The sequence below is a fragment of the Ruegeria sp. B11 genome (assembly GCF_056539785.1).
The window spans coordinates 55,234-68,658 of record NZ_JBQFVO010000007.1; the positions used below are offsets into that span (position 1 = coordinate 55,234).

At 57.6% G+C, this 13,425-nt stretch carries 11 protein-coding genes; 8 read left to right on the forward strand and 3 right to left on the reverse strand.

Annotated features, from left to right (window positions below; translation table 11 throughout):
- Positions 1–17 precede the first annotated feature (17 nt).
- From hslO to ACR0I1_RS18600, 8 genes are all read left to right on the forward strand, one after another.
- Positions 18–1,004: an Hsp33 family molecular chaperone HslO gene (gene hslO / locus ACR0I1_RS18565; RefSeq protein ID WP_170399357.1), complete on the forward strand. Its 987-nt coding sequence runs from the start codon at positions 18–20 to the stop codon at positions 1,002–1,004.
- Positions 994–1,593, forward strand: a complete 600-nt coding sequence (locus ACR0I1_RS18570) for a CoA pyrophosphatase (protein ID WP_170399354.1) — start codon at positions 994–996, stop codon at positions 1,591–1,593. Before hslO ends, ACR0I1_RS18570 begins: the two co-directional genes overlap by 11 nt.
- On the forward strand, positions 1,590–2,744 hold the full coding sequence (locus ACR0I1_RS18575) for a CCA tRNA nucleotidyltransferase (RefSeq protein WP_170408787.1): 1,155 nt from the start codon (positions 1,590–1,592) through the stop codon (positions 2,742–2,744). Before ACR0I1_RS18570 ends, ACR0I1_RS18575 begins: the two co-directional genes overlap by 4 nt.
- A 194-nt stretch (positions 2,745–2,938) precedes the next feature.
- The gene (locus ACR0I1_RS18580; RefSeq protein WP_170636716.1) at positions 2,939–4,777 is read left to right on the forward strand and encodes an ABC transporter ATP-binding protein; all 1,839 of its coding nucleotides are present in this window, start codon (positions 2,939–2,941) and stop codon (positions 4,775–4,777) included.
- On the forward strand, positions 4,774–6,606 hold the full coding sequence (locus ACR0I1_RS18585; RefSeq protein ID WP_170399345.1) for an ABC transporter ATP-binding protein: 1,833 nt from the start codon (positions 4,774–4,776) through the stop codon (positions 6,604–6,606). The genes ACR0I1_RS18580 and ACR0I1_RS18585 overlap by 4 nt, the downstream gene beginning before the upstream one ends.
- A gap of 39 nt (positions 6,607–6,645) precedes the next feature.
- The gene (locus tag ACR0I1_RS18590) at positions 6,646–7,869 is read left to right on the forward strand and encodes a class I SAM-dependent RNA methyltransferase (RefSeq protein ID WP_480707511.1); all 1,224 of its coding nucleotides are present in this window, start codon (positions 6,646–6,648) and stop codon (positions 7,867–7,869) included.
- Between the two features lie 22 nt (positions 7,870–7,891).
- Entirely contained in the window at positions 7,892–8,677 is a 786-nt protein-coding gene (locus tag ACR0I1_RS18595; RefSeq protein ID WP_170408783.1) for an ion transporter, read from the forward strand.
- A 62-nt stretch (positions 8,678–8,739) separates the two neighbouring features.
- Positions 8,740–9,258, forward strand: coding sequence for a L,D-transpeptidase family protein (locus ACR0I1_RS18600; RefSeq protein WP_170399336.1), 519 nt, complete (start codon positions 8,740–8,742; stop codon positions 9,256–9,258).
- A 7-nt stretch (positions 9,259–9,265) separates the two neighbouring features.
- Here ACR0I1_RS18600 and ACR0I1_RS18605 read toward each other — a convergent pair whose 3' ends face one another.
- Genes ACR0I1_RS18605 through ACR0I1_RS18615 form a run of 3 tightly spaced genes read right to left on the reverse strand, consistent with a single transcriptional unit; the run spans position 9,266 to position 13,389 of the window.
- Entirely contained in the window at positions 9,266–10,699 is a 1,434-nt protein-coding gene (locus tag ACR0I1_RS18605; RefSeq protein ID WP_480707512.1) for a nodulation protein NodH, read from the reverse strand.
- A 6-nt stretch (positions 10,700–10,705) separates the two neighbouring features.
- Positions 10,706–12,406, reverse strand: a complete 1,701-nt coding sequence (locus ACR0I1_RS18610; protein ID WP_480707513.1) for a DUF5927 domain-containing protein — start codon at positions 12,404–12,406, stop codon at positions 10,706–10,708.
- On the reverse strand, positions 12,403–13,389 hold the full coding sequence (locus tag ACR0I1_RS18615; RefSeq protein ID WP_480707539.1) for a glycosyltransferase family 2 protein: 987 nt from the start codon (positions 13,387–13,389) through the stop codon (positions 12,403–12,405). The genes ACR0I1_RS18610 and ACR0I1_RS18615 overlap by 4 nt, the downstream gene beginning before the upstream one ends.
- Positions 13,390–13,425: the final 36 nt, after the last annotated feature.

The following is a 13,425-nucleotide window of genomic DNA, read 5'->3' on the forward strand; positions in this document are numbered from 1 at the left end:
GCGCTTAAGGAAACCCCATGTCTATTGGAACCAAAATCGCGTGGGACGATACCGTCCTGCCCTTTCAACTCGATATACCCGACATGCGAGGCCGCGTGGCCCGGCTGGACGGCGTGTTGGGCGGCATCTTGAAACAGCACGACTACCCCGAGGTGGTCGAGGCGCTGGTGGCCGAGATGGCCCTGCTGACTGCATTGATAGGGCAAACGGTATCGCTGCGCTGGAAGCTGTCTCTGCAGGTGCAATCCAAGGGCGCGGTGCGGATGATCGCAACCGATTATTATGCGCCACAGGTCGAGGGCGAACCCGCGCAGATCCGCGCCTATGCGAGCTTTGACCGCGACCGGCTGACCGATGCAGCCCCTTTCGATCAGGTGGGTGACGGGTACTTCGCCATCATGATCGACCAAGGTGAAGGTACACAGCCTTATCAGGGCATCACCCCACTGGCTGGGGGATCACTGAGCGCGTGTGCGGAAGCCTATTTCGCGCAGTCCGAACAGCTGCCGACCCGATTTTCGTTGAGCTTCGGCAAATCGACCGAACCCGGTGTCGGTGAACACTGGCGCGCTGGCGGGATCATGCTGCAGCACATGCCCAAAGCCTCGCCCTTTGCGGCTTCCGGGGAGGGCAGCGGAGAGATCCTGTCTGCCTCGGATCTGGTGGATGGTGAAGAGGGCGAGAACTGGGATCGCGTCAACATCCTGCTCGACACCGTGGATGATCTGGAGATGATCGGGCCATCCGTTGCGCCAACCGACCTTCTGGTGCGTCTGTTTCACGAGGAACAGCCTCGCGTCTATGATGCACAGCAGGTAAAATTCGGTTGCACTTGTTCCGAAGATCGCGTGCGCCAAAGCCTGTCGATCTATTCGGCGCAGGATATTGCGACAATGACCACGGACGAAGGCACCGTCACAGCAGACTGCCAATTCTGCGGTGCGCACTATGTGCTGGACCCTGCGACCGTCGGGTTCGAGGCCGAAGGCCCGGATGGCGCGTGATCTGATCACAGACCTGACCGAGGCGCTGAGCCGTGATGGGTCCGGGTCCAGTGACTTTGATCTGAACCCGGAAACGGTGCTGCCGGCGGGGCGCAAACTGCGCCCTGCGGGCGTGTTAGTGCCTGTTTCTGTGACCGGAGACGCACCGCGATTGATCCTGACCAAACGCTCTTCGGCGTTGAAACACCATCCGGGCCAGATCGCCTTTCCGGGTGGAAAACAGGATGAGGGCGACATCGACGTTACTGCGACAGCTTTGCGCGAAGCACAGGAAGAAATTGGTCTTCCGCCAGAATTACCCAGTATTCTGGGTCATCTGCCGACTCATGAAACCGTGACGTCCTTTTCGGTCACGCCGGTTGTTGCGATCCTTGAAGCCAGTTTTGAACCAGTCGCCGAACCGGGCGAGGTGGATGAGATCTTCTTCGTTCCGCTTGCGCATGTCCTGAACCCAGAGAATTATGTCGTCGAGTCGCGCCGTTGGCGTGGCCAAAGACGGTATTACTATGCTGTGCCCTATGGCCCCTATTATATCTGGGGTGCGACGGCACGGATGCTGCGGGGATTGGCTGCGCGGATGAGTGAATGAAGCGGATCACAGAAGATTGGTTAACCGACCAAGCCACGCAGGATGTATGCACCGCCCTGACCAATGGCGGGGCGCAGGCGCTATTCGTCGGAGGTTGTGTGCGCAATGCTCTGCTGCAGGCGCCGGTTTCTGACATTGATATCGCCACAGACGCTGGGCCGGAACACGTCGTGGAACTGGCGCAGAAAGCTGGGCTGAAGCCGATACCAACAGGGATAGACCATGGCACCGTGACGATTGTCAGCAAAGGTATCCCGCACGAGGTCACGACGTTTCGCCGTGACGTCGAAACGGATGGTCGGCGTGCTGTCGTCGCCTTTTCCGACAAGGTCGAAGAAGACGCCGCGCGTCGTGATTTCACCATGAACGCGCTTTATGCCAAACCTGACGGCACAATCCTTGATCCGCTGAACGGTTTGCCGGATCTACAGGCGCGTCGCGTACGGTTCATCGGGGAGGCCAGTGATCGCATCCAAGAAGACTACCTGAGATCGCTCAGATATTTCAGGTTTCATGCTTGGTACGGGGATGCGGACGGTGGCTTTGACCCCGCTGCACTGGATGCAATAGCTGCAAATTTGGACGGGTTAGAGACACTTTCGCGCGAACGGGTCGGGGCCGAGATGCTTAAACTGCTCGCTGCGCCTGACCCCGCGCCGTCGGTGGCCGCCATGCGCATCACTGGCGTTTTGGCGCAGCTTTTGCCCGGGGCTGATGACCGGGCGCTGGCGATCCTGATTCAGCTGGAACAAGACGCCCATGCAGCGCCCGAAGCGATTCGTCGTTTGGCCGCGATTGCATCGCCCGAAGTGGCCAAAACCCTGCGTCTTAGCCGCGCGCAACTGCAGCGTCTGGCTCGGATGCGCGACGAAGCGATGGCGACGACCAGTGTCGCAGAATTGGGTTATCGCTATGGGTCGGAAGGCGGATTGCACGAGACACTTTTGCGTCATGCATTTCTTGAACAGCCTTGGTCCGAAGACCTGAACCGAGCTTTGCAAAAAGGGTCTGCGGCCAGTTTCCCGATCAAGGCGGCGGATTTGATCCCCGCCTTCTCGGGCCCCGCGCTGGGCGCAAAACTGGCCGAGCTTGAGGCGCGTTGGATCGCGTCGGATTTCGCGCTTAGCCGCGAAGAATTGCTGGCCGACTGATTTGAAGTCTCAAAAAGGGATGACAAACCCGATTTGATTTGGCAGGGTGCGCCTGACTCATATGGAGGGAGGAATGCGAATGTATTACGGGATCTGGTTCGGCTAAAGCCCGGAACACTTTGACCCGTGGGGGTGGTGTTCTGGCGCCATCTTTCTTCGCATGACCTATTTTCTGCTCAATCGGAGCACTCTCCATGTTTCGCTACTTCGAAAATCTCATTGACCCTTTTGTTGCCTATGAACAGGTTGACAAGCCACCGACGCGGCTGTGGCCTTTCATGCTGGGATACTCGCAGCCTTTCAAACGCGTTTTTGTATTGGCCGCGCTGATGTCCGTGGTCGTTGCTGCTGTCGAGGTCGGGCTGATCTTTTATATGGGTCGCGTTGTGGACCTGTTGGGCAGTTCTCCTGCTGAATTCTGGCAGGCGCACGGGACTGAATTGGTCGTGGTTGCCGCCTTGATCCTGTTTATTCGTCCCATCCTTCAGCTTGTTGACGTCTTGCTGCTCAACAACACAATCCTGCCGAACTTTGGCACTCTGATCCGTTGGCGGGCGCATAAACATGTTCTGCGTCAATCGGTTGGCTGGTTCGAGAATGACTTTGCCGGGCGCATCGCAAACCGGGTTGTTCAGACCCCGCCCGCCGCGGGCGAGGTGGTGTTTCAGGTCTTTGACGCGATTTCATTCTCGATCGCCTACATGATCGGCGCGGCCATTTTGCTGATGGCAGCTGATCCGCGCCTGTTGCTGCCGTTGCTGATTTGGCTGGTGTTCTATGGGGCCTTGGTGCGGTGGACCGTCAAGCGGGTCGGCCCCGCGTCGCAGGCGGCGTCGGATGCAAGATCTACCGTGACGGGCCGGGTGGTGGATAGCTATACCAACATCCACTCCATCAAGATGTTTGCCCATGACACTCAGGAACAGGACTATGCGCGCGAGGCGATTGCGGAAACCCGCCGCACTTTCCAGATCGAGATGCGGATTTTCACCATTATGGATGCCGCGCTGGTTGCATTGAACGGTGTGCTGATCGTGGGAGTCGTTGGTTGGGCGATCTTGCTTTGGACGCAAGGTAGCGCAACGGTCGGTGTGGTGGCCGCCGCCACAGCCTTGACGCTGCGGCTGAATGCCATGACCGGGTGGATCATGTGGGCGCTGACCAGCTTCTTTCGCGAATTGGGTATCGTTGCCGAGGGTATGCAGACCATCGCGCAGCCCATCGATCTGTTGGACGAACCTGATGCGAAACCTTTGCGGCTGGGTAATGGCCAGATCGAAATACGCGATCTGTCTCATCACTATGGACGGGAAACCGGTGGTTTGGATCACGTCAACTTGACCATCCGGCCAGGCGAAAAGATCGGCCTGATCGGTCGCTCAGGTGCCGGAAAATCGACCCTAGTAAAGCTGCTTTTGCGGTTTTACGACGTCGAGAAGGGTGCGATCCTGATCGATGGCCAGGATATCTCGAAGGTCACGCAGGACAGTTTGCGCAGCCATATTGGCATGGTTCAGCAGGACAGTGCTCTGTTGCACCGCTCGGTTCGGGCCAATATCCTCTATGGTCGGCCTGATGCGACCGAAGAACAGATGATTGCCGCTGCGAAACAGGCCGAAGCGCATGAGTTCATCCTCGATCTGCAAGACCCGGAGGGCCGCACTGGCTATGATGCGCATGTGGGCGAGCGGGGCGTGAAACTGTCGGGCGGTCAGCGGCAGCGTGTAACGCTGGCGCGGGTGATCCTGAAAGACGCGCCGATTTTGCTATTGGACGAGGCGACATCTGCCCTAGATTCCGAAGTCGAAGCCTCGATACAGGAAACACTCTACGGCATGATGCAAGGCAAGACCGTGATCGCCATCGCGCACCGGCTCAGCACGATTGCTCAGATGGATCGCATCCTTGTGATGGATGGCGGCCGGATCGTTGAACAAGGTGGTCATTCCGATCTGTTGGCGCAAGGAGGGCTTTACGCTCAGTTCTGGGCGCGGCAATCTGGAGGCTTCCTAAACCCGGAGGCCGCTGAATGAGGATTGCCGACCTCATCCAACCGTTCAAAGACACAGAAACGCCCCCGCCGCAAACGCTGGGGGCGTTCATCCGTTGGAGCTTGTCCGGCGCCTGGCCGATGCTGTTCGTCGCAGCCGCCTTCTCGGCGATCGCGGGTGCGATGGAGGCTGGCACCGCCTGGGTCTTGGGCCGCGTGATTGATCTGACCACCAACAGCAGCCCCGAGGCGTTTCTGACCGGCGGCAATCTCGCGATCATTTTGGGTGCTGTCGCATTCTTCATGCTTCTACGCCCCGCACTGTTCGGACTGTCATCGGTGGCAAACAACTACATCGTCATGCCCAACATCACGCCGTTGGTTTTGGCAAAACTGAACCGCTGGACGCTGGGCCAGTCTGTGACCTATTTCGATGACGATTTCGCCGGACGTATCGCCCAAAAACAGATGCAGACATCGAACGCCATGACGCAAGTGGTGTCCGAAACAATCAGCGCTATTGTCTTCGCTATTGCCTCACTTGCAGGCTCATTGCTTTTATTAGGGTCTATTCACCCGCTTGTGATGCTGCCATTTGTTGCCTGGCTTGTTGTCTATTTCCTGCTGGTGCGCTGGTATCTTCCACGCATCCGCGTACGCTCTGCTGCGCGGGCGGGGGCGCGGGCGATGGTGTCGGGGCAGGTGGTCGATACGATCACCAACATCAAGACCGTCAAGCTGTTTGCCCATTCCGAGTTCGAAGATCATACCGCCCGAAATTCCATGGTCGACCTGCGTGAACGGTCGCTGGAATTCGGCAAACTATCGGCCAGTTTCCGGTTCATCCTGATGACTCTGGCGGGGGTTCTGCCGGTCCTGTTGATCGGCGCAACGCTATGGCTGTGGCGGGCGGGTGGCGCGACCGCCGGGGATATCGTAGCGGCGGGGGCCGTGGCGATCCGTATCTCACAAATGACAGGCTGGGTTAGTTTCACACTGATGGGTCTTTACGCAAATGTCGGTGAGATTGAAAACGGGATGCATACTCTGACCAAGCGCGACCGGGTCGAGGACGCGATGAACGCCTCTGAACTGATCGTCTCAGAAGGGGAGATTGCGTTTGATCATGTCAGTTTTGCTTATGGCCGCGATATTGGCGGTGTCTCCGATCTGCATTTCACCGCCGCACCGGGCGAAAAGCTGGGCATTGTCGGGGCGTCTGGTGCAGGGAAATCAACGTTGGTTTCACTGCTGCTCAGGCTCTATGACGGCGAAAAAGGCGTCATTCGCATCGACGGGCAGGATGTCAGCCAAGTCACTCAGGACAGCTTGCGCCGCCAGATCGGCATGGTCACGCAGGAAACCGCAATGTTCAATCGTTCGGCGCGCGAGAACATCCTATATGGTCGTCCTGACGCGACTGAAGATGAGCTGATAGAGGCCGCGACCAAAGCCGAGGCGCATGAATTCATACTCGGTCTCGAGGATGCGCAAGGACGCAAGGGCTATGACGCGCATCTGGGCGAACGCGGCGTGAAGCTGAGCGGCGGGCAACGACAGCGGATCGCCTTGGCTCGCGCTATCCTGAAAGACGCACCGATATTGGTTCTGGACGAGGCGACGTCGGCATTGGACTCCGAGGTCGAGGCAGCGATTCAGACGGCACTGCACCGGGTGATGCAGGGCAAGACCGTGCTGGCTATTGCCCACCGCCTGTCCACGCTTAGCGAGATGGATCGGATTATTGTTCTGGACCACGGTCACATCGTTGAAAGCGGGACGCACGAGGCTCTGCTGGAGCGTGGCGGGTTGTACGCCCGGTTCTGGCATCGCCAATCGGGCGGCTTCATTCAGGCCGAGGCTGCAGAATAAAGGGTTTTGTTGCGCTCAAACCCCAGTTATCAGGCCTCCATGACGCAGCAATACACAATAAACCGCCTTGGACATCAGGGCGACGGAATCGCCGATGGTCCGATCTATGCGCCACGCACTCTGCCGGGTGAAGTGGTCAGCGGTACGTTGCTGGGTCAGTTTTTGAACGATATTCGCGTCGAAACACCCTCGGATCAGCGGGTGAAGGCACCCTGCCGTCATTACAAGGCCTGCGGCGGCTGCCAGTTGCAACATGCGACCGATAATTTTGTCGCCGAGTGGAAAGTTGAGGTGGTGCGCAACGCGTTGGCCGCGCAGGGGCTCGATGCCCCGATGCGGCCCATTCACACTTCGCCTGATCGATCCCGCCGTCGGGCCACCATCGCCGTGCGGCGCACCAAGAAGGGTACGCTGGCCGGGTTTCATGGTCGCGCTTCTGACACGATTACCGAAATCCCGGATTGCCATTTGCTGCACCCAACCTTGATTGCTGCCATCCCGGTGGCCGAAGCCTTGGCGTTGTTGGGTGGCAGTCGGAAAGGTGTGTTGGCCGTAACGCTGACCCTGTCCGAAGGCGGATTGGATGTTGCGGTCAAGGGCGGCAAACCGCTGGATGGACCGTTGGAGCTGGCGCTCGCGCAGGCGACCGAGCATCACGGCCTTGCCCGGCTTAGTTGGGATGATGAGGTTATCGCCATGCGTGTACCTCCGATCCAACGCTTTGGAACCGCTGGCGTCACCCCACCGCCCGGAGCGTTTTTGCAAGCCACAAAAGACGGAGAACAGGCTCTATTACAGGCCGTTTCCGATGCGACGCAGGGGGCCAAGCGGATTGTCGATCTATTCGCGGGCTGCGGAACCTTCTCGCTGCCGCTGGCGCAGACGGCCGAGGTGCATGCGGTTGAAGGTGAGGCCGAGATGACGAAGGCCTTGGATCAGGGCTGGCGCAAGGCGCAAGGCTTGAAACACGTCACAGCCGAGGCCCGAGACCTGTTCCGCCGCCCGCTCATGCCCGATGAACTCAAGAAATTCGACGCCGTTGTGCTTGACCCGCCGCGTGCTGGGGCCGAGGCGCAGGTGGCCGAGCTGGCGCAGGCCATGCGCCCGGTGGTTGCTTATGTCTCGTGCAACCCGATCACCTTTGCCCGTGACGCAAAAATGCTGGTTAACGCCGGATATGCCCTTGAATGGGTACAGGTGGTTGACCAATTTCGATGGTCGTCACACACCGAACTTGCTGCTCGGTTCATTTTGAACAAATAACCCTGAGATAAGGACCGCCCGCATGGTGATCGCCCAACGACTGCTGCCCATCATCGAAGCACCGGCTTTCGGGAAATTCATCACCGGTGTGATCCTGTTCAACGCGGTACTGCTGGGGATGGAGACATCGCCTACGCTGATGGACGCAGCGGGCCCGCTGATCGTGACGCTGGACAAGCTGTGCCTTTCCATATTCGTCATCGAAATCGTCATGAAACTGATCGCCACAGGGCGCCGGTTCTTCACCAGCGGCTGGAATGTGTTTGATTTCGTGATCGTGGGCGTCGCCCTAGTTCCCAGTGCAGGGGCGCTTTCAGTTCTGCGGGCACTGCGTATCCTCCGGGTGCTGCGCGTCATCTCGGTCGCGCCGCGCCTGCGCCGAGTGGTCGAAGGCTTCATCTCAGCCCTGCCGGGCATGGCCAGCGTGTTCCTGCTGATGGCGATCCTGTTTTACATCGGCGCTGTGATCTCAACCAAACTTTTCTCGGGCACGTTCCCCGATTGGTTCGGCGATCTGGGTCTGTCGGCCTATACGCTGTTCCAGATCATGACGCTGGAAAGCTGGTCCATGGGCATTGTCCGCCCTGTGATGGAGGTGTATCCCTACGCTTGGCTTTTCTTTGTTCCCTTCATCATGGTGACCACCTTTGCGGTGGTGAACTTGCTGGTCGGTCTCATCGTGAACTCGATGCAGGATGCGCACCATGCCGAGGATGAGGTCAAGACCGATGCCTATCGTGATGAGGTTCTTGAAAGGCTGGAATCGATCGAACGCCGCCTGACGGAACAGTCGAACAGCAAAAAGTGATTTAAGTTTCGCGAAAATCTGGCATAATAATTGACAAAAAAGAGCACCAGGCAGTGAAAATAATGGATCGTCGAGCATTCGGAATGGGCGCAATGGCAACGCTGAGCCTTTCAGCGTGTGCCTCAGCCAAACCCAGATTTCTTTCTTATCGCGGGCCCGAGGTGACCTCGATGGTCATCAACAAAGGTGCACGCAAGCTGTATTTGCTCCATAACGAGCAGATTTTGCGGGAGTATGATATCGATCTAGGATTTGCGCCCACCGGCACGAAAAACAAAAAAGGCGATGGCCGTACGCCCGAGGGCACCTATCTGATCGACCGTCGCAATCCGCGCAGCAGGTATCATCTATCGTTGGGTATATCGTATCCCAATTCGGAAGACTTGGCTAAAGCCAAGGCCGCAGGTGTTGATCCGGGCGGCGACATCTTCATTCACGGACAACCCAATCTGCGATCCGAGTTCAAGCGGGCGAAGAAGACCCCGGATTGGACGGCAGGTTGTATTGCGGTCAAGAATGATGAGATCGAAGAGATCTACGCCATGGTGAATGAAGGAACCGTGATTACCCTGCGCCCCTAAGCAAGGTTCAAAGCGGTTTCCAGTCACCAAATCCAAATATTGTATAGTCGCGCTGGTATGCTTCCTTCGCCAGCGCTTCAAGCTGTGCGTCGTAAATCTGATCAAGTGCAAACGGCGCGTCCGGCTTGGCCCTGTTTGGGGTTGGCGGGGCTGTATGCCCAACTTTGTAGGCAAGGTCGGGCAAGGCGGTTTCCATCTCATCCTCGCGCAGGATCAGGTCGGGCATGGTGAAACCGGCCATGCCTTCCAGCGTCTGCGCCTGTCCGCACCATTCCCCATCCACACGGATCGGGGTTTGACCCGCCAGAATACTGCGCAGCATGCCCAAAAAGGCCGCGAACGCCTCGGAATGCTGATCGCGGGTATAATTGCTGAGATCACCCTTGGCAGGCAGCGGGACCTTGTACCGTCGGCTCAGCATATTGCGAATGCTGACATATGCGCCGGGGCCTGTGTGCAGAATACGGTCGCAGAACACAGCGTGCGCGCGCGCCAGCGGATGGCGCAGCACCGTGAATTTGAGGTGACCGGGATGATCCTGCATCCATTGACGGGTCTGTTTTTGATTGCGGCCGGTGATCAGGTCGGCTTGTGACACCCCGTCCAGATCGGCAATCCACTGCACCACTTCAGCCTCGGGGCCGCCGCGCACCGGAAGGTACATCAGCGAAGTTTGCGCAGCACCCACATAGCGCGAAACAGCCGGCCCGCGGTGCGGCTCGTAACTTGGGATATGGTGTAGCTTGAAGCGGTCACGTTGCGACAGGGCCAGCTCCATATCATCCGGATTGGTCACTTTCGACAGGGCAGGCGCTGGGTTTTGACGTTTGAGATGCTGGTTCAGCTCCTTAAGACGTGCGCTGACGCCAAGCCACGCGGCAAGGCCGTTCAGAACGTCCAAATCTGTTAGATCGTCATAGTCGATATAGAACGGTGTTTGCCCGGTGGTCTGCAGATGTTTGAGCACTGTTTGTTGAAATGCTTGCCGCTGGTCGAGCTGTTCGGCGAATTCTTCGGCATCGAAGGTGATTTGCGCCTCCCGCCGTTGCTTGATGTTTACCAACCGCCACTGCTTTGTTTCCAAGGCGATTTTCCACGATATGTAGCTATCCAGAGGGTTGCGCATCAGAATGATTTTGGCGCAGCGCGGATCATCCAGCGCCGGTGGCAGCGCCCGCGCATCGTGGTCGCTGAAAAAACGAAAGCCGTTCATCTCGCCCGGCGCCTTTCGGATAGCGTCGATTAGCGCCATCGGGTCGCGTTCACGATCTTCCAGGGTAAAGCCCAGAACACTGTCCAGTTTTGGCAGGCCGACGAAATAGGGGTTAAACGCTTCTCCGTGACACGTGACGCCATCCAGCGTGTTCAGCTGCAATTCAAGCAGGTTCGAACCGGTCCGCATATCGGCCAGAACGATGAAATAATCGAAGCGGCGGGTCATTTTATGTTACTGCACCAAATAGGGCTTCTTGAACGATTTGGACTGTGCGCCAAACACGTCATTCACAGGGAAATCCCCCATCAGATAGGGATGCATCCCCTGGTTCTTGAGGTTTTGCAGGAACTTTCCGAACCCGGTCAGATCCACCATCGTCGGTGCCTCGGTCAAATGGGTGGGCTTGGGCGCGCCCATGTCTTCCAGAACGGTCTGCAGTTGCTCCATCGGGGATTCCACAAACTCCGCCATTGTCCATATTCGAATGCGCGTCTTTGCGCGGGCGGCATCCAGCAGCTTGAGCTGTTTGCTTTCGATCTGTTGTAGGCGGGCAGCTTCGCACCGGATATCGGCAAAATTCAGGTTCGAACGGAACAATGGAACCGCCCAGGCCCCCGAGATGACCGCAATATGTGCATTCTGGTCTTGCGTCAGGAATTCATTGATTTTCTGAATATCCGTTGGCCCGAATTGAAAGCACTGACGCTCGCCTCGTGTATTCCAGATGAGGTTCGCCAGAAAGGCCGAGGGGTTATAGTCGCGTAGCGTGGCGCAATCGCTGAGCGCACCGTTGATGATCGTCTCATCTTCGGCAAATTGCGCCCGTTCGGGACCGAACAGGTGCCCATGCACCCGCCCGCCGATGGCGTTTGTCAGCCAAGGTTCGAAATCCTCGAACAACTCGGTAAAGCCTTGAAACACCGAATAGGGAAAGGCTGTCAGGCTGCGTTCCGTAGCCGCGCGGGGGAAGCGGCTTTGCATATAAAGACCATCCCGTCCGCGAACGCGCCGCTCGACCGCTTTGGAAAACACCCGGTCGATCTTGCCGGGGTTGGGCTCGGCGGGGGTCAGTGCGCCTTCGTGGTCGGTCAGGAAGGTCTGATACAACCGGTTCGCGCTGTGCCAGACTTTGCGCGCCACGAAACAGTCGGACCGGCGCAGCAATTGCAGGTGATCGTCGTAGAACATGTGCGGCCGACCTTGATAGTCGAACTTCGAAAGGGTCAGCGATCGGCTTTCGATATGGGTGGAATAGAGCCGTGCCAGTGTCTGAAAATAGCTTTCATCGGGAATCCAGACCTGGCGAAAATAGCGATCATATTCGGCGCGTTTGGGATCCTGAAGAATGGCCGACAAGGTTTGGCGGGTCAGACACCACCACTGGCTGCCCATATGGGGCACCAGACCGTCTGGAATTCTGCGGCGCAGACCGAGGGCGCGTTGCAACCGCACGTAATTGTCAAACAGTTTTCGTTGCCTGCGCCATGAGAAGGGGAAACTCAGGGTGAAACGTTCCAGATCCAGGCCGCCGATCGTCCAGCTGACGTCGCGCGTGGTTGCGCTTTCGATGAAATCGACACGGGGCCGGTCGGCCAGATAGTCGATCAGATCAGCGACCGGACGCAGCGGCAGACACGCGCCCGAGGACAGATATACATGCCGGACGTTCGGAAACCTCTCCAACATCAGCGATGCAGCGGATTGCGATGCGGCGACAATACCCCAGCCGCCCCATTCACAGACATGGCGTTCGGAAAACAGAATAAGCGGTTCATCCGAACAAGCGGCGACAAAATCGGAATAAGCCGGATCGCCGACTTTCTGATCTACATGAATGACCACAGGACAGCCCGAGGCGGCCCAATGGCGTGCCACCTGCTCAACCCGATCCAGCGCAGTGTGCACCAGCATTATGATGCCCAAGCTGCTCATGCCCAGTTCCCCTTGGACATCAGGCCGAGGATCTCAATCTGTCGCCAGTTGATGTATTTCTCGGACCATTTGTTCCAGAAAACCGGATTATCCTCTAACTGCTTGGCATAAGCCTTGTACTCGCCCGACGCAGCATAGTGCTGTCCGCGCAGCAACTCTTCTTTAGCTTTTTCCCCAAGCGTATTGATCAGCTTTGCATGCAACAGTGCTCCGCTGGTTTTTTCACCGCCCTGCTCTTCATAGACCTGATTGAGCCCGCGCGGCAGCAAGGCGTGGGTTGAGCTGACATATGCGTAGCGCCGGTGCCATTTCACAAGAGGTATCTTGTTCAGGGCCGGAGCCTTCAGGGGATTGTCCTGAAAGAAAACCCGTGCGCGTGCACCGCCTTGAATCCACAGATTCCCATAGGTCGGGTTGCGGGTAATCATGAAGTTGCCTGAATCGAACCAAGGCGCGACTTCAAAGGGGTTCTGGCCCTCATGATAGGGCGCATCCATGATTCCGGTTTCGGGATACATGTCGATCAGCATGGTGCCGAAACTGCGCACACCAGTATCGTCCAGCCAGTCGGTCAGGGCGCGGATCGGGCGGGTATCGCAAAAAGGATAGATAAAGAATTCATCCGGATCGACCGTCAGAACCCAGTGCTTATGCGCATAGCGGCGCAGCAGGTAGTTGGACCAATCCAGACCAAAGGTCGCATTCTTGTAACCTACATCCGTCCACCACACCGAAACGTCCGGCTGGCCGCTCAGGTATTCATGGGTGCCGTCATCGCTGTTGTTGTCCACGCACAGGAAGTGATTGATACCAAGCTTTCGATAGTACTCAAAAAAATAGGGAAGGCGGATCTTTTCGTTCCGCATCACACTCATCAACAAGATGTCGTTTTCTTTGATCTTGTTGGTGTTATCTTGCACCGCTTTCAGATCCCGGCGCCGACGCAGGCAACGCAGCAGGCGGCGCTTGCGCCGCAATCTCATGCGATAGGAATCCAAAAGGCTCACGCGGCTGCCCAA